The sequence below is a fragment of the Shewanella baltica genome (genome assembly GCF_900456975.1).
GTDB classification, from domain to species: Bacteria; Pseudomonadota; Gammaproteobacteria; order Enterobacterales; family Shewanellaceae; genus Shewanella; species Shewanella baltica.
Window position 1 is genome coordinate 885,667 of the sequence record NZ_UGYM01000002.1, and the last position, 23,652, is coordinate 909,318.

Consider the following 23,652-nt stretch of genomic DNA (forward strand, 5'->3'; position numbering starts at 1 on the left):
TAGTTACATCAACAGCTCGTTAAATCCACTGCGAGTAACTCAAGTTCACTAAGGCGCCTCAACTGAATCTGAGTGTATTCCTAACGCACCTATTCAAGTTGCTGTTGTTTGAAGTGGTTTTGCAGAGGCTTTTGTTGCAGTCACTTTTGTAACAGCTACTATTTGTAATCGCCGCTTACGCTTATGTCGAAAGTCAGCTCAGGAAATCGCGCGTGCGTAAGTGTATTAGTTCTGTTCGCTTGAAACAAAACCCTGACTTAAGACGGCAATTAAATCTGCCGGCATAGGCGCTAGTTGGCGGGCTTGATTCATACACACCATTTCAATTGTGGCTGTGACCGCAGGCTTTTTACCCTGTGGGCGCCAAATCTCCTGCTGCCACACAGTACGGTATTTACTCTCAAAGTAAAACTTAGTGCGAACATCGATAATATCGGCAAATTCCACCCCTTCATGGCACAGCATATCACTACGATACACAGCAAAACCCAGTTGGTTTTGTTGCCACAACGCACTTAAACGCTCGGCACCAATCACATGCTCGCGGGCACGCTCGAAGTATTTCAAAAAGTTAGGGTGATACACCACGCCAGAAAAATCAGTATCTTCATAGTAGATTTGCACTGGGAAGGAGAAGGTCGGGCTAAATTGCAGCATGGATTACGGCTATTTTAGATAGTTTTATTGCGCAATAGTTTAGCGGCTTATCTCTTTAAACAAAACCTCTAAAAAACCTTTAAAACAGAGATACAAAAGCGCGGTTGTGTAGCGCAAAGGCTATTTGAGGTTGGCAGCAGGCATGATGAGTTTGATCATGATTGAAATGTGACTGCTGAAAAAGCAATGAGATTCGATTATGGGACGTTTTCCTATTTTATCGATAAAAGTAAGTCTCTGATCAATCCATGATCAAGAAATATCACGCTAATCAGGCAGTAAAATCACACTATCGTGTCTAAGTGCGTGCCTAAATCATTAATCCCTTCCTATACTGATAGCTGGAATACCTTTCTTAAGTTGATTTGCTAGGTTGAGAGCTTTATATGAGCGAAATAAAAAAATCAGAAATATTGACCGAAAGTGGCACAAATGAACTCGAAATTATTGAGTTTCATCTGCATAAGATACTCCCTAATGGAGGCCATAAAGTGTGTCATTACGGGATCAATGTCGCCAAAGTGAGGGAAGTGATTAGGGTGCCAGAAACCTCAGATTATCCCAATGCTCAGCCGCATATGGTGGGGGTGTTCTCGTTGCGAGAAAAGCTGATCCCTTTAGTCGATCTTGCAGGTTGGCTCGGGATCTCTACACCGGAGGATTTAACCCACAAAGTCGTTATCGTCACTGATTTTAATAAGATGATTAATGGTTTCTTAATAGATAGCGTTCGTAGCATTCATCGGGTGTCGTGGGAGCAAGTTGAATCACCGAGTCAATTTTTAGAAGCGGGTGAAAATGATTGTGTCGTTGCTGTGGTTCGCCGTGATGGCATGCTGATTATGATATTGGATTTTGAGAAGATTATTGCCGATATCAATCCTGAACTGAGTATGGATAAGTACGATGTCACGCTCGATAGGAGTGTGCTGATAAATGACAAAATGCTGGCAAAACGTGAAGCGAAAACGATTTTAATCGTCGATGACTCAGCCTTCATTCGCAAAATGATTGAAAATACGCTCCGCAGCGCAGGTTACAACATTATTACCGCCAAAGATGGTGGTGATGCTCTTGAAATGCTAATGGAATTTGAGAGTCTGGCTGAACAAGATAATGCCTCTATTTCTGATTTTGTCAGTGCCGTGATCACGGATGTTGAAATGCCTCGCATGGATGGGATGCATCTGGTTAAACGATTAAGAGAATCCAAGGCATACCAACAAATGCCGATTGTGATGTTTTCTTCCCTAATGAGCGAGGATAACCGCACAAAGGCGATGGCATTGGGGGCAAATGACACTATTACTAAACCCGAAATTGGCCGTATGGTCGGTATGATAGATAAATACGTATTCGAAGAGTAATGTCATTTCATTAAACTGCGATATTTGAATATCAGATACTTAGTACTAGAAATGCCAATCGCATCTACCAAGGTCTTGAGAGATTCTTCAATGACAAACGATATAAAAGTAAAAAGCCATATTCACCGAAGCGAATATGGCTTGGGGTAAACTTCGCGACTAGCGGATGATCATTTGATCGCGCTCAGGTCCAACAGAAACCATGCTAACGCGCACACCCATTAGGGCTTCAATACGTTCAACATAGTGTTGTGCTGCCACTGGCAGGCTCTCGAAGGTGCGACAACCGGTAATATCTTCGCTCCAGCTTGGCATTTGCTCATACACTGGGCTCAACGCGGCAGTTTGTGGCCAAATTGGGTTCTCAGTGTGCTCACCTTCATAGGCTACGCAGATTTTCAGATCTTTCATGCCTGACAGGCAATCAATCTTAGTCAGGGCAATTTCAGTTGCCGCTTGCAGCTCAACACCATTACGGGTGGCAACAGCGTCGAAGTAACCCATGTCACGTGGACGGCCTGTGGTTGCACCAAACTCATTGGCGTTTTCACGGAAAGCGTCTTGCTCTTCCATAGCTGTCACTAAAGTGCCAGTCCCCACAGATGAGCTAAAGGCTTTCGCCACAGCAATCACGCGCTCAGGGCGCAGGGCAGGTAAACCGCTGCCGATACCTGCGTAAGCCGCAGTCACGTTTGATGAAGTAGTATAAGGATATTCGCCGTACACTAAGTCGCGGCCAGCACCTAATTGCGCTTCAAACAGTAGACTCGCATCTTGTTTTTGTAATGCTTTTAATGGCTCAGTCACATTACAAATAAATGGACGCCATGGCGCAGTCACTTCTAACAACCATGCGGTCATTTCAGCGGCGCTTTGATTAAAATCGCAGCTTGGATAAAGTGCCTTTAACTGTGGCATTTTCCAGTCGAGCATAAATTGAATACGTTCTTGTAGCACTTCAGGTTGGTTTAACCAACCGACTAAAATGCCTTTTTTCATCACGCGATCACCATAGGCAGGTGCAATCCCTTGACGGGTTGAACCATAGGCTAAATCGCCAAGACGTTGTTCTTCTAAGGTATCTTCTAATGCATGCAAAGGTAAGCACAGGGTCGCACGGTCAGAAATGCATAACTTGACGTCAACACCGGTCGCTTGTACTTCAGCAATTTCAATGCTGAGCTTTTCAGGGCTGATGACCATACCAGGGCCTAATACTGCGATGCAGTTAGGGTTGAAAATGCCACTCGGTAATTGGTGTAATTTAAAGGTGCCATAGTCGTTGACTACGGTATGTCCGGCGTTGTTACCGCCTTGAAAGCGAATACTGGCAGCGGCATCCGCGGCTAAATAATCTACGATGCGGCCTTTGCCTTCATCACCCCAATTTGCACCCACAACCACGATCGACGGCATAACAACATCTCCTCATTGATTAAGACGCTATGCTAGACCCGTCATTTGAATAAGAGAAATTAATTATGGTTATCATCTCAATAAGGATTTCATATATCATTGGCTATAATTAACGCTAATACACAGCAAAAGGAGGTTTTATGCTCGATATCCATTGGTTAAAGACCTTTGTGACTTTGGCTGAACATAAGCATTTTGGCAAAGCGGCCACGGCGCTGCATATGACACAGCCCAATGTTAGCTTGCATATTAAGCAGTTAGAGCAAAGCACTCGAGTCAAGCTGATTGACCGTAATCCCTTTCGATTAACGCAAGCGGGATTTCGCCTGTTAGAGAGCAGTCAGAAAACGTTAATGGAGCTGCAAATTTGTCAGGCGGATCTCAATGCGATTAACGACCTTAGTCAGGGCACCTTGACCATTGCCGCCAGCGACATTATCTCGCGGTTATTGTTGATCCAGCCGTTTCAGCTCTTTAAGGCGGAGTTTCCGGGGATCGATTTCTCGCTGCTCAATACCACATCATCCCAAGCTTCTGAACTGGTGAAAAATGCTGAGGCCGATTTAGGGTTTGTGATCGCGCAAAAGGAGAGTCAGCCGCTGCATTTTACTGAGTTACAGCAGATAAAATGGTGTGCAATAGGGGACAATTTACAGCAATGGCAGCAGGCAAACCTCTCTGTGGATACGCCCTTGGCTGAGCAACCGACGTTGATTTTACTGGGCCATGATACGCGAACCCGTGAATTGCTCGATCCCGCACTGCCGTCGCTGAATTTGCCGAATTACAGGATTATGGAGGTGGGCAGTGTGGACGCGCAAATCGATTGGGCCGAGGCGGGGTTTGGGGTAGCGATCGTGCCGGAGTTTTCGGTTTATACTAAGGCTAATTTGACTACTAAAGTCACCCCTTTGCCGCAATTCCCCACAACCAGTTTGGGTTATATTGTGCGCCAGAATCAGATCCTGTCTAAGGCCATCAAGCAGCTATTATATTGGGTGAATCAAGAGATCATTCGCTCGCAGCGATAGGGGATTAGTCAGCGACTAAGAGTAATTTTTCGTATTGGCCTGTGGCTTTTAGCAGTGATAAGCCCGCGTCGAGTTGGGTCGCTAAGGTCTGCGCCTGTGGGTTTTCCTTCGAGAATGCCAAAAAAATATCGCTGCTGTGGTTAGCAAATACTGGAATGACATCATCATCCACGCCCATTTTTTTTAGGTTCTCCTTGGCGACTAAGTCAAACATCAATGCGGCATCTATGCGGCCAATCAACAATAAATTGATTAGCTGCTGCTGATTAGCGACGGTGACGATATTGAGCTGTTGCTGTTTGACTAACTTGGGAAAATCATCGCCATACTCATAGCTTTTAATCACCCCAATAACCGTGCCTTTAGGTAGCGCCCATTTATTATCAGCCAAAATAGGCTTCTGTTTCTTTTGATAAAAAGATGCGGTGGCGATAAATAATGGGGTTTTACCGAAGATGAAGCGCTGTTCGGTGCTGTTCTCGCGAGTGACGTTAAATACCCCGTCTACGGCGCCTTTTTCCGCCATCATTAAGGCGCGAGAATAGGGCACGACTAAGCTATTTACTTCAATATGCGATTGTTTAAAGGCGGCTTGGATTAAACGATGGGAAATGCCTTGGCCAAATTGATTGGCAAAGGGCGGCCAACTGTCTTCTGCGGCTAAGGTTATCGCCTGAGGCTGCGATTCTGCGGGCACGGCATTGCTTTCTTGGGCGAATGCCATGTTGTAAGTCATGGATGCGAGTAATAAAACGATGCTAAGTATCAATGCTGATGGCAAATTTAATGCCTGCTGCATCCTGAGCTTCACTCTGTTCCCTACACGCATTTTGCTGCCATCTCCCTGCTTAATATATGGCTTTTATAGCATAAAGAATTATATCTAGACTAATGATTTGAATATTAATTATTGATAGCGAGTACTTTTGTGATGTTTATAGGATATTTCAACAACCTCAGTTCACTGTGTGCGGATCTATTACTTTCGTTTACTGTGTTTACCATGTTTAAGTGGGATTTTGCGCTGGGCAACGAATATTCTGGCTTAGCATTTTTGCTAAAATTAAAATGGATAGGTTTCAAAACTGCCATCAAACGAACCGCTACAGTGCTTAGTGAGGTTCGTTTGATGGTGTGTTGATGTTGGCAGGGCTATTTGACCTTAGTGGCTTGCATCGTAAACCAAGTCTTATAGGGCTGATACTTGTCATAGCACCAATGGAATAGGGTGCTGTAAAAGAAGAAAAAGATCAAAAAAACTGCTTCTAATCCCATGGCTGCCAACCAGCCTATCTGTAAAAACCAAGCGATGGTCGGTATGCTAATGAAAATAAGTCCCCCTTCAAATCCAAAGGTATGCAGTATTCGGGTTTTTAAAGTGCGTTGCTCTCGATTTGCCCCAAATACTCTGTCGAATCCTAGGTTGTAGAAGTAGTTCCACACCACGGTATAAAGACTCAAAGCGATACCGACTATGACAAGCTCACTGGTTCCCTTGCCTGATATGAGGGCAGAAACCGGGATAATAATCGCGAGTGCAATCGCTTCAAAGAGTAAGGCGTTAAAGATACGTTCTGTCGTTTTCATGGCTATTTCCCATTCATTCAATGTGACTATGGCCATAATTTTATCTAGTATAGGGATAACTAATAGTTAGATAGTATCGGTAAAAGCGATATGTTTAGTCTCGAACAACTCGAAGCCTTTATGGAAACCGTAGAATCTGGTTCATTTTCGAATGCCGCAAGGCAACTTAAGAAAGCACAGTCCGTGATTAGCCAGCATGTGATGAATCTTGAAATTGACTGTGGGGTTGAGTTATTTGACCGTTCGGGTCGTTATCCGGTATTAACGGCCGAAGGCAGTAAATTATTGCCCTACGCAAGAGCGACGATTCTTCAACATCGAAGACTCAAACATACCGCCTTATCGCTTTTTAGTCGTCAATCTTCAGAAGTGTGCCTTGCGATGGATGAAGGCATTCCGATACAGAGAATATCGGAAATTATTCAGTTGTTAGAAAGTGATTTCCCTAATATCGAACTTGAGTTTCTCAGTGCCTCAAGCATAGATATTATCGACATGGTACATTCGGGAAGAGCATCTACAGGACTGATTTTTAGCGAATTATCTATGCCAAGTAGTATAGATTTTGAGAGTATTGGTGTGATTGAATTCGATCTTTATGTGGCGAGTTCGCATCCCTTAGCGAAATCAGTTGCACCGAACATGGACTCATTGCGACTGTATCGACAATTATGCATCCGCTCACGTAATACTAAAACCAGCAGTTTTCAGCAGGCGTTCAGTCCTGATGTTTGGTATGCCGATAACTATTATGTGTTATTGGAGCTCGCATTACAGGGCCATGGTTGGTGTCTGTTACCAGAGCACATGGCATCCAGCTCAGTTTTATCGGGCAACTTGACTCGGGTCCCCATAGAGTTTGAGCAGATAGGCTGGTATGCAAACGTCGATGTGATCCAGCATCAAGATAAAAGCAGCCTGCCATTATTGAAACGACTCAGACAACTGTTTAGAGAACTCTTGGTTGTGCAGAAGTAAATGGTTGGACAGAAATAAAGCAAAGCATAAATAAAACCCCAGTTAAGTGAGAACTCAACTGGGGTTTATTGTTTGTGCGCATTAGGATTTGTGCATTAGGATTTATGGATCAGGACTCATCATTGCGCGGAAAGTTAGCTAGCACTAGCTCGGCGACTTTGCGTAATTCATTCGGGCAAATCCCACTGGTCGCTTGTACGGCCATGCCTTGCAATACTGTGCCGACATAACGGGCAAGCAGTAACGGCTCGGCATCTGCGGGCAAATCCCCTTCATCTTTGGCGCGTTGCAATCTTTCGCACAGAGCGATTTCACCGTCGCGGCGACGATTAATCAAAGTGTCTTTAATCGCTTGCCCTGCTTCACTGCAGGTTAATGCCCCTTGAACAATCAAACATCCCTGCGGATGGCTTTTATCCACCAAGGAGCTCGCGGCCCCGAGCAGCATTGACTCGACCACTAAATAGGCGGTTTTTTGCTCCAGCGCGGGATAGAAAAACGCACAGGGGCGTTGTTCATATAATTCTATCGCTTTGAGAAATAACTGTTCTTTATTGCCGAAGGCGGCATAAAGGCTTGGCTTATTAATGCCCATAGCTTGGGTTAAATCGGTTAACGATGTACCTTCAAAACCTTTGCGCCAGAAGACTTCTAAGGCTTTGGCTAATGCATCGTCAGTGTCGAAGGCACGTGGGCGACCTACACAGGGCGTCGGGGTGACGGTTGACATCATTAGGCTCCTCAATTCTCAATTGCCCCTAGGATAGACATGGGTTTAGTCCGTGTCCAGCCACACTTGCTGACTGATGACCGACTAAGGGGATTTGTCTACTTAGTCATTCAAGCTGTCACCTAAGTTCAGCATTCAATCCGTGTCAGTCAGTGTTCGCCTCAATATTCATAAAAATGCGTTGAAGATCAAACTTGTGGCTTTCCGCCTAAGGGCGCATTGCAAAGTGAAGGTTAGTGCGCGCCTTTAATTTAATACCGATCGGTACATAAATTTGTTGACAGAGTCATTTTACGCTATATATTACCGTCCAGTACAGAATATTTTTTACCAGTCGGTATTTAAATGTGTGTGGTTCGAACAGCGTGACATGCCCGCCACTTTGAGGATAGTAATATGAAGAGCAATAAACCCTTACGAATAATGATGTTAACGGCTGTGGCCGCTTTCGTTCTGTCTGCTTGTGGTGAGCAAACTGCGCAGCAGGGGCCAGCAACAAGTGCGCCTATGGTGGATGTCGCCCAAGTATTGCATGAGCGAGTGACCGAATGGGACGAGTTTACCGGCCGTTTACAGGCGCCAGAAAGTGTCACCCTTATCCCGCGTGTATCTGGATATATCGACTCAGTGAATTTTAAAGAAGGCGCCTTAGTGAAAAAAGGCGACGTGTTATTCCGCATCGACCCGAGCGTATTTGAAGTGGAAGTGGCCCGGTTAAAAGCAGATCTTGCTAGCGCACTCTCTGCAGAGCAACTGGCCACAAATGACTTTGAACGAGCCCATAAATTGTTTGACCAAAAAGCGGTGTCTGCCGAGTTACTCGATACCCGTGAGTCAAACAAACGCCAGACCGCGGCTGCAGTGGCCTCGGTGAAAGCGGCACTGATGCGCGCCGAGCTTGATTTAGCTTATACCCAAGTGCAAGCGCCGATTGATGGTCGCGTGTCTTACGCGAATGTCACTGCGGGCAATTATGTTACTGCGGGGCAGAGTGTGCTGACCAGTCTAGTCTCTACCGCCAGCATGTATGCCTATTTCGATGTCGATGAGCAAACCTACCTTAAATACGTGAAATTAACGGCCGAGAAGAAACGTAACGATCCCCGCGCTGGCGACAACCCTGTGTACATGGCTTTAGCCAATGAGCGTGATTATCAACATATCGGTATGGTCGACTTTGTGGATAATGCGATGGATAAGCAAACCGGTACCATTCGCGTAAGAGCCTCTTTTGACAATGAAGACAATAGGTTATTGCCTGGCTTGTTTGCTCGTCTTCGCACCGCAGGTAGTGGCGCTTATGAAGGTATCTTGATTGACGATAAAGCCGTTGGTACAGATCTGAACAATAAGTTTGTGTTAGTGGTGGGCGCCGATGGTTTAGTTGAATATCGCGGCGTGACCTTAGGTGAGAAAGTCCAAGGACTGCGCATCGTGACCCAAGGTTTAATGGCCGAAGACAAGATCGTCGTCAACGGTATGCAGCGCGTGCGTCCTAAGATGCAAATTGATCCGCACATGGTTGAAATGGTCGACAGCGACAAGCTCGAAGCATTACGCCAAGCCCAGTTAATCCTAGATAAAAACCAAGATACTTTGACGGCGCAAGCGGTCGAAACGGCTAGCCGCGGTTAAGGAATAGAACACCATGTTATCGCAGTTTTTTATTAAAAGACCGATATTTGCAGCCGTACTCTCACTGCTGTTTTTTATCACAGGGGCGATTGCCGTTTGGCAACTGCCGATCACTGAATACCCTGAGGTTGTGCCGCCCACAGTCGTGGTGACCGCTAACTACCCTGGCGCTAATCCTAAAGTGATTGCCGAAACAGTGGCTTCGCCGCTGGAGCAGGAAATCAACGGCGTCGAAGACATGTTGTACATGTCATCGCAAGCGACGTCCGATGGACGCATGACCTTGACTATCACCTTTGCCATTGGCACGGATGTGGACAGGGCGCAAACCCAAGTGCAGAGCCGAGTCGATCGCGCTATGCCGCGTCTGCCGCAGGAAGTGCAACGCTTAGGCATAGTCACCGAAAAGTCATCGCCGGACTTGACCATGGTGGTTCATTTGCTGTCACCGGATAACCGTTATGACATGTTGTATTTGTCTAACTATGCGGCGCTGAACGTTAAAGACGAGCTCGCACGGATTAAAGGTGTGGGCGCGGTACGCTTGTTTGGTGCAGGGGAATACAGCCTGCGTATTTGGCTCGACCCGAATAAAGTCTCGGCTCTGGGTTTATCACCTGCGGACATTATTGCTGCCGTGCGCGAGCAAAACCAACAGGCGGCAGCGGGCAGTTTAGGTGCTCAACCAAGTGGTAGTGCTGACTTCCAACTCTTAATTAACGTGAAAGGCCGTTTAACTGAACTGTCTGAATTTGAAGATATCATCATCAAAGTCGGCCAAAACGGTGAAGTGAATCGTTTGAAGGATGTGGCTCGTATCGAGCTGGGTGCGACAAGCTATGCGCTGCGCTCACTGCTGGATAACAAAGATGCAGTGGCGATTCCAGTGTTTCAAGCATCGGGTTCAAATGCGATTCAGATTTCCGATGATGTGCGCGCCAAAATGGCTGAATTGTCTAAAGGATTCCCTGAAGGATTAACGTACGAAATTGTTTACGACCCAACCGTGTTCGTGCGCGGCTCGATTGAGGCGGTGATGAAAACCTTGCTTGAAGCCGTGTTGCTGGTGGTGTTAGTGGTAGTGCTGTTCTTGCAAACGTGGCGCGCCTCAATTATTCCGCTGGTGGCTGTGCCTGTATCATTAGTTGGTACCTTTGCCTTTATGCATTTGCTCGGCTTCTCGCTTAACGCACTGTCGCTGTTTGGACTCGTGCTCGCCATCGGGATTGTGGTGGACGATGCAATTGTGGTGGTCGAAAACGTCGAGCGTAATATTGTCGCTGGTTTAAGCCCAGTTGCTGCAACGCAAAAGGCGATGAAAGAAGTGACTGGTCCGATTGTGGCAACCACCTTAGTGCTGGCGGCGGTATTTATTCCTACGGCGTTTATGAGTGGTTTAACCGGGCAGTTCTATAAACAGTTTGCCTTGACTATTACTATTTCGACCTTTATTTCGGCGATTAACTCACTCACTTTGAGTCCGGCATTGTCCGCGTTATTGCTCAAGAGCCATGATGCGCCGAAGGATGGTTTAACCCGTCTAATGGACAAGTTACTCGGTGGTTGGTTGTTCATGCCTTTTAACCGCTTATTTAGCCGTGCATCCGATGGCTATGGTTGGTTAGTGCGTAAAGTGATCCGTTTTGGCGGCATTATCGGCCTAGTGTATTTAGGGATGGTAGCGCTAACGGGCGTGCAATTTGCTCATACACCAACGGGTTATGTACCGGGTCAAGATAAACAGTATTTAGTGGCGTTTGCTCAGTTGCCCGATGCGGCATCCCTTGAACGTACCGATACCGTGATCAAAAAGATGTCTGAGATTGCCCTTAATCATCCAGGTGTGGCGCACTCTATTGCCTTCCCAGGCCTTAGCATCAACGGTTTTACTAATAGCCCTAACTCAGGCGTGGTGTTTGTCGCGCTTGATGATTTTGAATTGCGTAAGAGTCCAGCGCTGTCGGCGAATGCCATTGCTGGACAATTGAATAAAGAGTTTGCTGGTATTCAAGACGCATTTATTGCCATCTTCCCGCCGCCACCTGTGCAAGGCCTCGGCACTATAGGAGGGTTCCGTCTGCAAATTCAAGACAGAGCCAACCTTGGTTATGAGGCCTTGTATCAGGTGACCCAACAAGTGATGTACAAGGCGTGGGCCGATCCTCAATTAGCCGGAATTTTCTCTAGCTATCAGGTGAACGTGCCACAACTTGAACTGGATATTGATCGAACTAAAGCGAAACAGCAGGCAGTGTCGCTCGATCAAATCTTCCAGACATTACAAACCTATATGGGCTCGACCTATGTCAACGATTTCAATCGTTTCGGTCGAACCTATCAGGTGAATATGCAAGCCGATGAGGCATTCCGTCAAAGCCCGCAGCAGATAAGTCAGCTGAAGGTGCCGAATCTGAATGGTGATATGATCCCGCTAGGGTCGTTCATCAACGTCAGCCAAAGCTCAGGCCCAGACAGAGTGATGCACTATAACGGCTTTACGACCGCTGAAATCAACGGTGGCCCAGCAGCAGGTGTGAGTACCGGCCAAGCGCAGGCAGCGATTGAGAAAATCCTCGCCGAGACGCTGCCAAATGGTATGACCTACGAGTGGACTGAGTTGACCTATCAGCAAATCTTAGCAGGCAATACGGGCTTGTTAGTCTTCCCGCTGGTGATCTTACTGGTGTTCATGGTGCTCGCAGCCCAGTACGAGAGCTTAAGCTTGCCATTGGCGATTATCTTAATCATTCCAATGACCTTGCTCTCAGCCCTCAGTGGAGTGTTAATTTACGGTGGTGACAACAATATCTTCACCCAAATTGGCCTGATAGTGCTGGTGGGACTCGCGACTAAGAACGCTATCTTGATTGTCGAGTTCGCCAAGGAGAAACAAGATCACGGTATGGCACCTATGGATGCGATATTAGAGGCAGCAAGATTACGTTTACGTCCTATCTTGATGACTTCCATCGCTTTTATTATGGGAGTCGTGCCTATGGTGTTCTCCACTGGCGCTGGCGCCGAGATGCGTCAAGCCATGGGCGTAGCAGTATTCGCCGGCATGATTGGGGTGACTGTGTTTGGTCTTATCCTAACGCCATTGTTCTACTACGCACTGGCAAAGCGAGGCAGTAAAAAAGCCGAAGAGCATAAAGAGCTAACCGTCAGTTAAGCTTGTTTCCCGCGATGGATAAATGCGTAAAAAAAGGCCTACATCAAGTAGGCCTTTTTGTTTGTTCGCGGCGAAAATCATTAGCGTTGACTATAGTTTAATCAGAGTAAAAGGATGATTGGACAATTGTAATGGACACTTTTCAACCCCATGAACTAAAAGTGAAAATTGATGTAAGACATGCTTTATTAGCCGTAGCTAAAGCATTAGATTTTGTGGGCGTTGATGACTTACATCATGGGCACAGGGTCGCGTATATGGCCTATGAATGTGCCTCGGTGTTAAATTGGCCCGATGATAAGAAGCAGTTTGCCTATTTTGCTGGGCTAATTCATGACTGTGGTGTGTCTTCATCGGAGGAACATTTGCGTCTACTCAAGCTGATGCAGCCAGAGGGTGCCAACTCCCATTGCGAACGTGGCTATCAAGCTTTAGTAAAGTGTCCACTATTGGATAAGTTTGCAGCCTCAGTGCGCTATCATCATACCCCATGGATAGAGAGTCAGAGCCTCGTGTTGTCAGCGTTTGAGCGAGATATTGCTGCACTGATTTTTCTGGCAGACCGTACAGACTTTTTACGCGCTCGATATACTCAAGGTTATCATGAGGAACTCATCACTTTGCATGAGAGCTTAGTGGCTGAAAATTTAAGGGTGCACAGTGGCAGTTTATTTGAACCGAATATGGTTGAGGCTATGTGCCAACTGGTTAATAAAGATGGCTTTTGGTACAGCATGGACGTCAATAGCATAGAGCAGATGGCTGTTGATTTTGAGATAAACCATTTTTATGACAAAGAGTTAGATCTCGACGGCGTTATTCAACTGGCTAGATTTCTCGCAAAAATAGTCGATGCTAAAAGTCCTTTTACTTTCCATCATTCCGATAAAGTGGCCTTGCTCGCAAAACTGGTTGCCCTCGATTGTGGCGTGCCAGCTCTCGATGCCGAGTTGTTATATGTCGCCGGTTTATTACACGATGTCGGCAAACTTAAAACCCCCGATGCGTTATTACACAAAGAAGGCAAGTTAACGAAAGAAGAATATTCCATCGTAAAACGCCACACAGTCGATACCGAAAACACCCTGAAATGTTTTTTCCCAAAATCAGTGATTGGTGAATGGGCTTCAAACCACCATGAACGTCTCGATGGTTCAGGTTATCCCTTTAGCAAGCGGCAGGAAGAGTTAGATTTACCATCACGAGTTTTGGCTATCGTCGATGTATTCCAAGCACTCACGCAGAAACGGCCTTATCGGGGCTCATTGAAACTGACAGAAGTCTTTGAAATTATGGCTCCTATGGTTGAGCAAGGTAAGTTGGACTCGTATGTCTATGGTGTGTTGCAAGCTGATGCCGATAGTTTTTATCAGTTATCTACCCAAGAATATAATGAAATGGAATTGCCAGCGTTGAGTCAGCATGGCTCGATTTAAACGCTTGTGGTTATCCGTGCTTGAAATGTGTATATGATGTTGTTTATCCATTATTTGTGGTCACTTTCGTGCGTAATGGCAGTTGGACGATTAGAATGATTACTGTTTTGGCGCTCTTCTATAGGTTCCAATGGAATATTCGATATATTAGTGATGTACAATGCTAGACGAATAAAAATAGTTTGTTTTACGCCGTACTCAGCTAAGGTACTTGTTGACCTTGCATCACTATGCCCGAGGTAACTGATGATCTTAAATCGCGCTTTATTTGCTCTAGTTCTGAGTGTTTCTGCCTCTCTGACGCCTCAAGTCATGGCCGCTGAGCTCAATATTAAGCTGGTGGATTTACAGCAGCAGGTGATTGCCGATACTGTCGTGGAGTTGATCCCGGCAGTGATGCCCGATAAGGCTATGCCTGTTGGACATTATGAAATGTCACAAAAAAATCGAACCTTTATCCCTTTTGTGTTGGCGGTCCCTAAGGGCGCCAAGGTAGATTTTCCTAACCTAGATCGCACTCGTCACCATGTGTATTCCTTTTCCGAGGCGAAACCTTTCGAACTTAAACTGTATGTGGGTCAAGCCGAAGCGCCGATCCTGTTCGATAAACCCGGCTTAGTCGCACTTGGCTGCAATATTCACGATTATATGCAGGCATTTATCTATGTGGCGGATAGCCCAATTGTTGCGGTGACGGACGAAAAAGGTGAGTTCCAGTTTAAGGATCTTGCGGCCGGTCAATATAAAGTCAAACTCTGGCATCCCTGGCAGAAGGCAGCCTCCGAGCCGACTGAGCTAATGCTAACCTCTGGCGTGAATCAACTCAGTTTGTCCTTAGACATTGAACGCCAAGCTAAACCGTCAGCCCCGCCAGCGGGATTTGGCCACTACGATGCTCAAGGCAAGCCATTACATGCTAAATAGTTTTCGCGCACGGCTGATTTTAGTTTTCTTTATTGTGCTGACTCTAGTGCAGTTTGCCACGGCATTTTCTGTATTGACGGCGACCGAAAGGGACAACTTTTTACAGCAACAAAAAAGTTTAGATATTGGTGCAAATGTGTTTCTCGAAGTCCTTTCGAATCGCGGTATTCAGCTCAGCCAAAGTTTGTCCGTGCTCAGTGCCGATTTTGGTTTTAAGCGCGCGATTGCCACCGGCGAGCAAGAAACCATTGAGTCAGTGTTATCCAATCACGGTTCTCGTATCGGCGCCGACGCTGCTGTGTTGTTATCACCTAAAGGGGAGCTCTTGACCTCGAGTCTACCCGGACTCACTCAGGATGACATTCAATCCTTATTCGATATGACCACCAGCAATAACAATGCTTTAGCTATCCTCAATTTTGATCATGCCAGCTATCAGTTTGTGTTGCAGCCCGTGAAGGCGCCGACCTTGATTGCTTGGGTCGGAATGGGATTCCTATTGGATGAGAAAGTCGCCCAACAAGCTAAAGCCATTACCGGTATCGATGTCAGCTTTGTCAATCAAGCCACGGGTCGCACCGAAATCGCGTCAACCTTATCCGACGATGAAAAACGCAGTGTGGTAGAGCAGGCGAGCCTATTCCCCAGTCTACTGAAAATGCCCAGTGAGAACATTCCCGTGGATTATCTGTCCATGGCGATCAAACTTTATGATCATAACGGCAGCCAATTAGCCCTATTGCATCAGTCAAACCTTAAGTGGCAGCAAAGTTATCAGCATCTACGCAATAATATGTTGCTGATTTTTGCCTTGACCTTAGCGCTGGCGATTGTGATTGCGATTTGGTTGTCGGGCAGTTTGACTGAGCCCGTGCATCAACTGGTAACTTATGCCCGTAAAATTGGTCAAGGTAAGCAGCCTGGCAGTATTCAAGGTGCGCCAGCAGAACTGCGGGTGTTGGCCAAAAGTTTGTCCTTGATGCGTGACGATATTGAAGCGCGGGAAAAGGATTTAGTCTATCAATCCCGCCACGACAGTTTGACGGGGTTGCTCAATCGTTTTGCGGCAAAACAGCATTTAGCGGATCTTAAACATGAGCTATCCGGCGCTATGGTATTGCTGGATATTAAACATTTTCGCCATATCAACGACATTATCGGTTTTGCTAACGCCGATACTTTGTTGCTGCTTTTTGCCCGTCGCTTAGAGCAATTAGCCCCGACTCCAGATTTACTCGCGCGATTAGACGGCGACTCATTTTTACTCCTGTATAGCCAAGGCATTCGTCCCGAGCACTTGCTGAAATCATTGGATATGTTGGAGTCGCCATTTCCAATCCAAGGCTCAAATATCTCTCTTACCGTGCGGGCGGGATTACTTGAAATCGATGGTAATGGTGCCGATATCGATGTGTTAGTACGCCGCGCCGAAATTGCCCTCAATCAAGCCTGTCTCGAGGAGCAACGCATTGTCAGTTATCGTCAGGGCGCCGATGAGAAATACCAGCGTGAGCTGACTATTATCCGCGATTTGCCCATAGGTTTGGCGCAAAACCAACTCTATCTCGTGTTTCAACCTAAGGTGGATTTACACTTAAATCAGTGTACTGGCGCCGAGGCACTGATCCGCTGGCAGCATCCAACCTTAGGGTTTATTCCGCCCGATGAGTTTATTCAACTCGCTGAAAACTCTGGCAACATTGATATCGTCAGCCAATGGGTGTTGCAGCAGGCGATCAAACAATTAGTCGCATGGCAGCAGCGAGGTATGCAGCTAAAACTGGCCATTAACCTGTCGGCCCATGATTTAGCCGATACCCGTTTGCCGAATCAAATTGCTAGTTTATTAAAAGATAATAATCTGCCAAGCGGCGCACTCTGCATCGAAGTTACCGAAGGCGCTGTGATGAAAGATGCACAGACTGTGGTGAGCGTATTGCAGCGATTCCGTGACATGGGTGTATCCGTCGCCATCGATGACTTTGGCACGGGGCATTCATCCTTAGCTTATTTGAAAATTTTGCCCGTCAATGAAGTGAAGATTGATCGTAGCTTTATCAAAGACATGCTCACGAATAGCCAAGATGTGATGATAGTGAACACGAGCATTCAGTTGATCCACGGTCTAGGGTTTACCGTCGTGGCCGAAGGGGTTGAGGAACCAGAAGGTGTTGACATCCTGCGTAACCTCAATTGCGACATCATCCAAGGCTATGTGTTTTCAAAACCCTTAAAAGCGGCTGAATTTGATCTGTGGTTTGAAGCGTTTAACCATGCAAATCCCTCAGACACATAAGTTAATTTACCCAAGAAAGCGCACAAAAGGCGTTAAAATTAGACGTCTTCGAAAGAATAAAGCGGAGTAGCGAGTGAACATTGCCATGAATGCATTGAAGTTGAATTCATTAGCTTGGAATTATTTGAAGGCTTTGCCTTGCCTGTGTTTACTATTGGGCACAGTCCCTGCATTTGCCGAAGGTAGCCGCGTGGTTGCGACTGGCGGCGGGACGACGATTGAGGGCAGTGCTGGCGGTGGCATAGTGCCGTGGGCGGTGATCAACGGTTATGGCAGTAGCGATGAATGGTCCGCTACGGCGATGGCGACAGGCGTTTATGTCGATGACTTTTCGCTGAAAGTGATTGGCGCTTCCTTGAGTTTTGATAATCGATTCGAACTGAGTTTAGCGCGGCAAACCTTTGATTTAGATACTATGGGCGGCGAGTTAGGCCAAGATATCTTTGGGGTAAAATACAAGCTTGCCGGCGAGTTACTTTATACGGCTATGCCGCAAATCACCTTAGGTGCCCAGTATAAAAGAGTCGATGACTTTGCGATTCCTCTGGCGGTTGGGGCGCGGGATGATTGGGGGTTAGATGTGTATATTGCGGCCAGCAAAGTATTTTTCGATGCGGTGGCGGGGCGCAATTTATTACTTAATGGTACCGTGCGCGCGACCAAGGCGAATCAAACGGGTTTATTGGGTTTTGGTACCCAAGCCAGTAATGATTACCAGTTTGTGCTCGAAGCGTCTGCGGCGGTATTGCTGACGGATAATGTGGCGCTGGGTATCGAATATCGCCAGAAACCCAATGAGTTAGCTTTTGCCCGTGAAGATGATTGGCAGGATGTGTTTTTAGCGTGGTTTATCAATAAGCATCTTTCCGTGGTCACGGCTTATGCGAATTTAGGCAGTATTGCGGGTTTTGCCGATCAGCAAGGTTGGTATGTGTCGGTAGAGGGAACACTATGAGTCGTTTATTGCTGAAGCTATTACCTGTCGCCGCTTTGCTTTTTTTCACTGGTTGCGCAGTGCAAACGGCTGAAACATCGGCGCCACAGGTTAACTCAAATAATGACACCTCAAGCCCGCAAACCTTATACCAAGCGCTAGGTGGTGAAGCCGGTTTATCGGCGATTGTCGATGGTTTACTTGCCCGCATAGCAACCGATCCACGCATAGTGCATCACTTCCAAGAGACGGATATTGCGTTATTTCGTGAGCGCGCCATTGAGCATTTTTGTCTGGTTGCTGATGGCGGTTGTGTGTATCACGGTGAAAATATGGCACTGAGTCATCAAGGGTTGAATATTACTCAGGCGGATTTTGATGCCTTAGTGGGCCATTTAATTGAATCGATGAAGGAGCAACACATACCATTATCGACCCGCAATGCCCTCCTAAAACGTCTCGCACCTATGTATTCGGACATTACCTATCATTAGAGGTGTTGTAACTTTGATGGCTAAAATAGTGAATTTAAGATGCTGCTGTCGTGATCGATAGCAGCATTTTTTATGGGTGCTAGAGCAAGAGCGCTGCATCGATGGGGTGAAATTGAGACGCTGCATCCCTTAAGGATTTAGCCGTCAGGGTAGGAACGCCATAGACTTGGGTTTCAACGCCATATTTTTGATGGATTTTTTGCAGCAATAAATCGAAATCGCCATCACCAGACAATAAGATAACAGTATCCACTTCACTCGCCGCTTCCATAATATCGATAGTGATCCCCACATCCCAGTCGCCTTTGGCCGAGCCATCGCTGCGCTGAATGAAAGGTTTTAACTTCACCTCAAAGCCTATGTACTTTAACGCGTCCTGGAATTTTAACTGCCCATCGTCCCCCTTGTGGATGGCATAAGCCACGGCCAACGCTATGTCGCCTTCGTAACCTAAGTGTTGCCATAATTTACGGTAATTAAATTGGCGGCCATAGGCTTCACGGCAGGTGTAATAGATGTTTTGTACATCCACAAATAAAGCGATTTTCTTCACAGAGTACTCACGTCAGTAGCAGCTAAGGCATGACTATAACACAGACTGGTGTGGCCTTTTTTGAAAGGCGCGAAAGTGTGAACTTTACTGAGTCATTTCCAGCGCGAGCATGTTCTATGTACTTACATTTTACGCTCATAATGCCAATGAACCGTTTGATTTATCAGCATTGCTACTTCATATACGACTGAAAAATAATCCCTTTAATGCCTAGTTTAACCAGCGTGCCTAAACGCAGGCTGTGGGCAAAGATTAACGCAGGATTGAATCGAGCAGGGGAATCGTTTTTGTTTGCTAGCGGCCTTGATGATGTTTTTGATATTCGCCCGGTGACATGCCGCTGAGCTTTTTAAAGTAGCGGCCCATGTGGCTTTGATTAGCGAAGCCATTATTGAGGGCGATATCGGTCAAGGATTGCGTTGAATGACTCAAGCTTTGTTTGACCTTTTCGATGCGCACTTGCAGCAAATACTCCTGCGGCGTCATCGCAAATTGGCATTTAAACATGCGGCAAAAATGGTACTCGCTAAGCTGGGCAATCTCGGCCAGTTCAGACAAGTAAATCTGCCGATGTGAATGGCAATAAATAAACTCTTTGATCGCTTTAGCCACTTTAGGTGCTAGCCCGCCCTTGATTGGCCCCACCGACAAATTAAAGCCGGAACTTTGTAGTAACGTCACCAGCACAGTGTCTGTTACCTGTTCCATCATTAGATGGTTATCACTGGTCTGCCAATTGAGCCCGGCAACTTGATGCCTAAATAGCGCCTCTAACCTCGGATTATCGACAAAGGTCAGTTCAGGTAAACGTACTTGGCGTGGATCTTTATCAAAGACTCGCACCGCCAATTTCTTCAGATGTTCATCGCTAAAATACAAATGCATAAATTGCTGCGGTTGCCCCAGTTGCCAATGGCTTTGGCAGCCTTGGGGCATAAGGCAAAACTTGCTGGGCGCGCCATAGTCGGCTTTGATATCGGTTCTGTGGGTTTCGTAGCCGCCATCCAGATACATGCTCAGCGTGTGTTGTGTGTCGTTTTGGTAATACAAACGCTCGCCCGCATTTTGATAATGGGCCCAAGATAAATCCTCCGTAATCACTTGTTGGCGAAGACAGGTTTTAGCAGATTTATCAAAACTGGTGTATTTGGGCTCCATGGGGTCCTTGTTATCTCACTGGCTAAGTGTTTTGTCTGTCCAAATTATCGCACTTATTAACGCGGCTCAACGTTCGCTCGCGATTAAAACCGCAATATCGTGTTATGACCCACAAGATGGTGACATAAGGACGAAAGCCATCGCTGTATAGTTCGCCTAATTAAGTATTTTATGAAGGTGAGGGGGGGCTCATTATGGCTGCTGTGATGTATTTGCTGATGATTTTTGTGTGGGGTTTTTCGTGGATTGCCATTAAGTGGCAGCACGGTGAGGTGGCGACGGAAGTCTCGATTTTTTATCGCTTCGCGATAGCGAGCCTGTTGATGTTCGCCATCGGCTTTGCCTTTAACAAGCTGCAAACGGTAAAGCTTAGGCAGCATCCTTGGTTTGCACTGCAAGGTGTGTGTCTATTTTGTTTGAATTTTATCGCGTTTTATACTGCAACCCATTATATCGCCAGCGGTTTAACGGCGGTGATTATGGCCACTGCGCCCATTTTTAATGCGATACATGGCCGCATTTTTTACGGCACGCCCACTACCCGCAACTTTTGGTTAGGAGTCAGTGTCGGTCTGGGGGGCGTTATCTTACTCTTTGGCGCCGATTTGCTCGCGACTCAGTGGTCACAAACCTTAGTGTGGGGCTTACTGTTTTCGCTGCTAGGTACGTGGTTTTTCTCGATTGGCAATATGCTCAGCATGCGTAACTCGCGCGATAATGTGTCGCCTTTTACCTCGACAGCATATGCCATGTGCTACGGCAGTGCGGCGTTACTGCTGATCATCTGGTTTAAAGGTTTAAGCTTTAGTTTACCGCTAACAACGAGTTATCTTGGCAGCCTGTTCTACTTAGCCGTTGTCGCCTCTGTGATTGGCTTTACCGCTTATTTGATCTTGGTTGAGCGAATTGGCGCTAACGCAGCGGCGTATCTGTTGGTGATAACCCCTGTGGTGGCGCTTAGTGTATCGAGTGTGTTTGAGGATTATCACTGGACTTGGTATTCAAGTGTGGGACTCTTGCTGGTCGCGCTCGGTAACATGTTAACGCGCCGCCAACGACCGCTTGCTTGGTTTAAGTCTTCTACCACGCCAGCGCTGAAAGCCTAACGTCGCAGCTAGCGTCATGATGCACATGAGGAAAGGCTCGATTCGACGATTATAAGTCAGTTGAGCCAGTACTTATTTGAAATATTGTGCCGGTGTGGTGCCGGTATATTGCTTAAAAAAGCTGATAAAGGCACTGTCACTGGAAAATTGTAGATTAAAGCCCACCTGCGCCACCGATTTCCCCGCCGCCAATTGTTCAATGGCCGAGAGTAAACGCCATTGCTGGCGCCATGCTTGATAAGCCATTCCCGTCTGTGCGCTAAAAATACGGCTAATTGTGCGTTCACTGGCTCCGATTTCTACTGCCATATCCTTAAGATTGGCTGGCGGTTTTTGGTGTAGCTGCAGTTGCGCAAGCCAGGTTTTTAAACGTTTATCCTGTGGGAGGGGTAAAGCCAGATTTTCTTCCGCGGCATTGCCCAATTCTTCGCAGAGCAGCAAAAAGGCATTGTGCTGAGTGCTTCTTGGTTTGTCCCAAGGCCAAAACGACATAGTGTCGATTAACGCTTTGAGTAGCGGGTTTACATGGAAAATAGTGACTTTATCGGGCAATGAAGTGACGGTTTCTGGTTCAAAGTAGAGTGAGCGATAGGCAACCACATTACGCATGGTGACGCTGTGCTTAACGCCAGCTGGCAACCAAGCCGCGCGCGTTGGCGGTAACACCATTTGAGTCTCGGCTAGGGTGAATCTCATCACGCCTGTGGGGGCATACAGCAGTTGTGCTTTTCTGTGGTAATGCACTCCCGAGTCGTGTTCGCCCATATCTGCGGCAATGCCAATGACCAGATTATTCAGCTGGTCTGGATTAAATTGCTGTTCAGGTAGAATAAAGGCCATTTTGTCCTATTTTTGATGTTTTTTGTCTAAGTGTTGCTAATGGACACATTTGGATTTTATCTATACTGCGCCATCTTTGACAAGTATGGAGCGACATTTCGGTAAACCAACTCATTTGGATGACTGAAATGGACTAAAAATCATGAATATAAAACCACCATTAGGGCTCGTTGTGCTGCTAATGATGTTTCCGCAAATTATGGAAACCATTTATAGCCCTGCTTTGCCTAATATTGCAGAAAACTTTGCGGTGTCGGTTGCTGGCGCATCGCAAACCTTATCTGTGTACTTTATGGCCTTTGCCATCGGCGTATTTTGCTGGGGCCGCTTAGCCGACATTATTGGTCGCCGTAAAGCGATGCTCGCTGGATTAGTCTGTTATGCCATTGGCTCAGCGTTAGCCTTGATGGTTAGCGACTTTAGCCTGTTGTTGATGGCCCGCGTATTGTCGGCCTTTGGCGCGGCAGTGGGGTCTGTGATTACCCAAACTATGATGCGTGACAGTTATAGCGGAGAGGAATTAGCGAAAGTACTTTCTGTGATGGGGATGTCACTTGGAATAAGCCCTGTTATCGGATTGCTATTGGGCAGTGTTCTCAGTGCGTATTGGGGATATCAAGGTGTGTTTGTCGCACTCATGGTCTCTGCAATCGTATTATTATTTTTGTCGGTAAAATATCTACCCGAAACCAAACCCGCACACACCCAGAAAATCGCGATAGGCGAGTTAGCGATTAAGATGCTTACCGACAGCGGGATTATTAAGAACACCTTGTTGGTAGCGGCGTTTAATCTGATGTGGTTTAGCTACTTTTCACTGGCGCCATTTATGTTTGAGGCGCAAGGGTTATCGACGCTCGCCTTTGGTACCAGTGGCTTACTGTTAGGCTTTGGTACATTCCTTGGCAGTTATGTTAATAAAATAATGCTGGGTCGAGGCCACACTGGTGCACGACTGGTTCGCTTAGCCAGTGCTATTGCACTTGTCGGTGGATTGGGGATTTGGCTGATCCAATCGACCTTTATAGGGCTGAATAATGTTTACTTTTTAGCGCCTATGCTATTGATTGTGATTGCTTACGGTATCGCGATTCCGAACATACTCAGCTCTGCTTTGGCAAGCTACCGTACCTATGCGGGCTCTGCTGGTGCACTCTTCGGACTGTTTTATTACATTCTGTTGGGACTGGGTTTAGGCGGCACGGGAATCGTTCACCATTTAGGTATGGTGATTACGTTAAGTGCACTGCTTTGTGTTGGCTTAGGTTTACATTTTGGCTTAGCCAATAAAGTAAAAAATGCTTAAGACGTAAATGAGAAAAAGCCAAGGCACTCAGT

General features: G+C 46.5%; 20 protein-coding genes. 12 read left to right on the plus strand and 8 right to left on the minus strand.

What is annotated here, in order from left to right:
• Positions 1–225: 225 nt before the first annotated feature.
• Positions 226–657: a thioesterase family protein gene (locus DYH48_RS03925; RefSeq protein WP_012089849.1), complete on the minus strand. Its 432-nt coding sequence runs from the start codon at positions 655–657 to the stop codon at positions 226–228.
• 386 nt (positions 658–1,043) lie between these two features.
• Here DYH48_RS03925 and DYH48_RS03930 point away from each other — a divergent pair, with 386 nt between their 5' ends.
• On the plus strand, positions 1,044–2,024 hold the full coding sequence (locus DYH48_RS03930; protein ID WP_006082671.1) for a chemotaxis protein: 981 nt from the start codon (positions 1,044–1,046) through the stop codon (positions 2,022–2,024).
• Positions 2,025–2,183: 159 nt separating this feature from the next.
• Here the strand turns inward: DYH48_RS03930 and DYH48_RS03935 are convergent, their stop codons facing one another.
• Positions 2,184–3,440 carry an adenylosuccinate synthase gene (locus DYH48_RS03935; RefSeq protein ID WP_012587066.1) on the minus strand — a complete coding sequence of 419 codons (1,257 nt, stop codon included), beginning with the start codon at positions 3,438–3,440 and terminating at the stop codon, positions 2,184–2,186.
• A gap of 140 nt (positions 3,441–3,580) precedes the next feature.
• On the opposite strand from DYH48_RS03935, the gene DYH48_RS03940 reads away from it, so the two are divergent.
• Entirely contained in the window at positions 3,581–4,471 is an 891-nt protein-coding gene (locus DYH48_RS03940; protein ID WP_006082669.1) for a LysR family transcriptional regulator, read from the plus strand.
• A 4-nt stretch (positions 4,472–4,475) separates the two neighbouring features.
• Here the strand turns inward: DYH48_RS03940 and DYH48_RS03945 are convergent, their stop codons facing one another.
• The gene (locus DYH48_RS03945) at positions 4,476–5,300 is read right to left on the minus strand and encodes a substrate-binding periplasmic protein (RefSeq protein ID WP_115334103.1); all 825 of its coding nucleotides are present in this window, start codon (positions 5,298–5,300) and stop codon (positions 4,476–4,478) included.
• A 323-nt stretch (positions 5,301–5,623) separates the two neighbouring features.
• The gene (locus DYH48_RS03955; RefSeq protein WP_006086899.1) at positions 5,624–6,058 is read right to left on the minus strand and encodes a PACE efflux transporter; all 435 of its coding nucleotides are present in this window, start codon (positions 6,056–6,058) and stop codon (positions 5,624–5,626) included.
• A 90-nt stretch (positions 6,059–6,148) separates the two neighbouring features.
• Here DYH48_RS03955 and DYH48_RS03960 point away from each other — a divergent pair, with 90 nt between their 5' ends.
• On the plus strand, positions 6,149–7,036 hold the full coding sequence (locus tag DYH48_RS03960; RefSeq protein WP_006086898.1) for a LysR family transcriptional regulator: 888 nt from the start codon (positions 6,149–6,151) through the stop codon (positions 7,034–7,036).
• 109 nt (positions 7,037–7,145) lie between these two features.
• On the opposite strand, the gene DYH48_RS03965 is transcribed toward DYH48_RS03960, so the two are convergent.
• Positions 7,146–7,769, minus strand: coding sequence for a TetR/AcrR family transcriptional regulator (locus DYH48_RS03965; RefSeq protein ID WP_115334105.1), 624 nt, complete (start codon positions 7,767–7,769; stop codon positions 7,146–7,148).
• Positions 7,770–8,162: 393 nt separating this feature from the next.
• Here DYH48_RS03965 and DYH48_RS03970 point away from each other — a divergent pair, with 393 nt between their 5' ends.
• The 7 genes from DYH48_RS03970 (at position 8,163) to DYH48_RS04000 (ending at position 18,657) form a co-directional block, all read left to right on the plus strand.
• Positions 8,163–9,401, plus strand: coding sequence for an efflux RND transporter periplasmic adaptor subunit (locus DYH48_RS03970; RefSeq protein WP_115334106.1), 1,239 nt, complete (start codon positions 8,163–8,165; stop codon positions 9,399–9,401).
• Between the two features lie 13 nt (positions 9,402–9,414).
• Positions 9,415–12,573, plus strand: a complete 3,159-nt coding sequence (locus DYH48_RS03975; protein WP_115334107.1) for an efflux RND transporter permease subunit — start codon at positions 9,415–9,417, stop codon at positions 12,571–12,573.
• A gap of 131 nt (positions 12,574–12,704) precedes the next feature.
• The gene (locus DYH48_RS03980) at positions 12,705–14,009 is read left to right on the plus strand and encodes an HD-GYP domain-containing protein (protein WP_115334108.1); all 1,305 of its coding nucleotides are present in this window, start codon (positions 12,705–12,707) and stop codon (positions 14,007–14,009) included.
• 246 nt (positions 14,010–14,255) lie between these two features.
• Positions 14,256–14,933, plus strand: a complete 678-nt coding sequence (locus DYH48_RS03985; RefSeq protein ID WP_115334109.1) for a methylamine utilization protein — start codon at positions 14,256–14,258, stop codon at positions 14,931–14,933.
• A complete protein-coding gene (locus DYH48_RS03990; protein WP_115334110.1) occupies positions 14,923–17,229 on the plus strand; it encodes a bifunctional diguanylate cyclase/phosphodiesterase in 2,307 nt (768 codons plus the stop codon). The genes DYH48_RS03985 and DYH48_RS03990 overlap by 11 nt, the downstream gene beginning before the upstream one ends.
• Before the next feature lie 85 nt (positions 17,230–17,314).
• Positions 17,315–18,184 carry a DUF3034 family protein gene (locus tag DYH48_RS03995; RefSeq protein WP_115336090.1) on the plus strand — a complete coding sequence of 290 codons (870 nt, stop codon included), beginning with the start codon at positions 17,315–17,317 and terminating at the stop codon, positions 18,182–18,184.
• Complete coding sequence (locus DYH48_RS04000) at positions 18,181–18,657, plus strand: group I truncated hemoglobin (protein WP_115334111.1); 477 nt, start codon at positions 18,181–18,183, stop codon at positions 18,655–18,657. The genes DYH48_RS03995 and DYH48_RS04000 overlap by 4 nt, the downstream gene beginning before the upstream one ends.
• Positions 18,658–18,736: 79 nt before the next feature.
• Here DYH48_RS04000 and DYH48_RS04005 read toward each other — a convergent pair whose 3' ends face one another.
• The gene (locus DYH48_RS04005) at positions 18,737–19,210 is read right to left on the minus strand and encodes a LabA-like NYN domain-containing protein (RefSeq protein WP_115334112.1); all 474 of its coding nucleotides are present in this window, start codon (positions 19,208–19,210) and stop codon (positions 18,737–18,739) included.
• Between the two features lie 294 nt (positions 19,211–19,504).
• Positions 19,505–20,368, minus strand: coding sequence for a helix-turn-helix transcriptional regulator (locus tag DYH48_RS04010; RefSeq protein WP_012587077.1), 864 nt, complete (start codon positions 20,366–20,368; stop codon positions 19,505–19,507).
• 194 nt (positions 20,369–20,562) lie between these two features.
• Here DYH48_RS04010 and DYH48_RS04015 point away from each other — a divergent pair, with 194 nt between their 5' ends.
• Positions 20,563–21,474 carry a DMT family transporter gene (locus DYH48_RS04015; protein ID WP_115334113.1) on the plus strand — a complete coding sequence of 304 codons (912 nt, stop codon included), beginning with the start codon at positions 20,563–20,565 and terminating at the stop codon, positions 21,472–21,474.
• 72 nt (positions 21,475–21,546) lie between these two features.
• Here the strand turns inward: DYH48_RS04015 and DYH48_RS04020 are convergent, their stop codons facing one another.
• Complete coding sequence (locus DYH48_RS04020; protein ID WP_115334114.1) at positions 21,547–22,314, minus strand: AraC family transcriptional regulator; 768 nt, start codon at positions 22,312–22,314, stop codon at positions 21,547–21,549.
• 142 nt (positions 22,315–22,456) lie between these two features.
• Here DYH48_RS04020 and DYH48_RS04025 point away from each other — a divergent pair, with 142 nt between their 5' ends.
• Positions 22,457–23,620 carry a multidrug effflux MFS transporter gene (locus DYH48_RS04025; protein WP_115334115.1) on the plus strand — a complete coding sequence of 388 codons (1,164 nt, stop codon included), beginning with the start codon at positions 22,457–22,459 and terminating at the stop codon, positions 23,618–23,620.
• Positions 23,621–23,652: the final 32 nt, after the last annotated feature.

What these genes read in the sequence shown, in the direction of transcription:
- DYH48_RS03935 (WP_012587066.1), bottom strand. Translation starts at nt 3,440, where the DNA reads ATGCCGTCGATCGTGGTTGTGGGTGCAAATTGGGGTGATGAAGGCAAA.
- DYH48_RS03945 (WP_115334103.1), bottom strand. Translation starts at nt 5,300, where the DNA reads ATGCGTGTAGGGAACAGAGTGAAGCTCAGGATGCAGCAGGCATTAAAT.
- DYH48_RS03955 (WP_006086899.1), bottom strand. Translation starts at nt 6,058, where the DNA reads ATGAAAACGACAGAACGTATCTTTAACGCCTTACTCTTTGAAGCGATT.
- DYH48_RS04000 (WP_115334111.1), top strand. Translation starts at nt 18,181, where the DNA reads ATGAGTCGTTTATTGCTGAAGCTATTACCTGTCGCCGCTTTGCTTTTT.
- DYH48_RS04010 (WP_012587077.1), bottom strand. Translation starts at nt 20,368, where the DNA reads ATGGAGCCCAAATACACCAGTTTTGATAAATCTGCTAAAACCTGTCTT.
- DYH48_RS03990 (WP_115334110.1), top strand. Translation starts at nt 14,923, where the DNA reads ATGCTAAATAGTTTTCGCGCACGGCTGATTTTAGTTTTCTTTATTGTG.
- DYH48_RS03960 (WP_006086898.1), top strand. Translation starts at nt 6,149, where the DNA reads ATGTTTAGTCTCGAACAACTCGAAGCCTTTATGGAAACCGTAGAATCT.
- DYH48_RS03925 (WP_012089849.1), bottom strand. Translation starts at nt 657, where the DNA reads ATGCTGCAATTTAGCCCGACCTTCTCCTTCCCAGTGCAAATCTACTAT.
- DYH48_RS03975 (WP_115334107.1), top strand. Translation starts at nt 9,415, where the DNA reads ATGTTATCGCAGTTTTTTATTAAAAGACCGATATTTGCAGCCGTACTC.
- DYH48_RS03940 (WP_006082669.1), top strand. Translation starts at nt 3,581, where the DNA reads ATGCTCGATATCCATTGGTTAAAGACCTTTGTGACTTTGGCTGAACAT.
- DYH48_RS03995 (WP_115336090.1), top strand. Translation starts at nt 17,315, where the DNA reads ATGAATGCATTGAAGTTGAATTCATTAGCTTGGAATTATTTGAAGGCT.
- DYH48_RS04015 (WP_115334113.1), top strand. Translation starts at nt 20,563, where the DNA reads ATGGCTGCTGTGATGTATTTGCTGATGATTTTTGTGTGGGGTTTTTCG.
- DYH48_RS04020 (WP_115334114.1), bottom strand. Translation starts at nt 22,314, where the DNA reads ATGGCCTTTATTCTACCTGAACAGCAATTTAATCCAGACCAGCTGAAT.
- DYH48_RS04025 (WP_115334115.1), top strand. Translation starts at nt 22,457, where the DNA reads ATGAATATAAAACCACCATTAGGGCTCGTTGTGCTGCTAATGATGTTT.
- DYH48_RS03970 (WP_115334106.1), top strand. Translation starts at nt 8,163, where the DNA reads ATGAAGAGCAATAAACCCTTACGAATAATGATGTTAACGGCTGTGGCC.
- DYH48_RS03930 (WP_006082671.1), top strand. Translation starts at nt 1,044, where the DNA reads ATGAGCGAAATAAAAAAATCAGAAATATTGACCGAAAGTGGCACAAAT.
- DYH48_RS03980 (WP_115334108.1), top strand. Translation starts at nt 12,705, where the DNA reads ATGGACACTTTTCAACCCCATGAACTAAAAGTGAAAATTGATGTAAGA.
- DYH48_RS03965 (WP_115334105.1), bottom strand. Translation starts at nt 7,769, where the DNA reads ATGATGTCAACCGTCACCCCGACGCCCTGTGTAGGTCGCCCACGTGCC.
- DYH48_RS03985 (WP_115334109.1), top strand. Translation starts at nt 14,256, where the DNA reads ATGATCTTAAATCGCGCTTTATTTGCTCTAGTTCTGAGTGTTTCTGCC.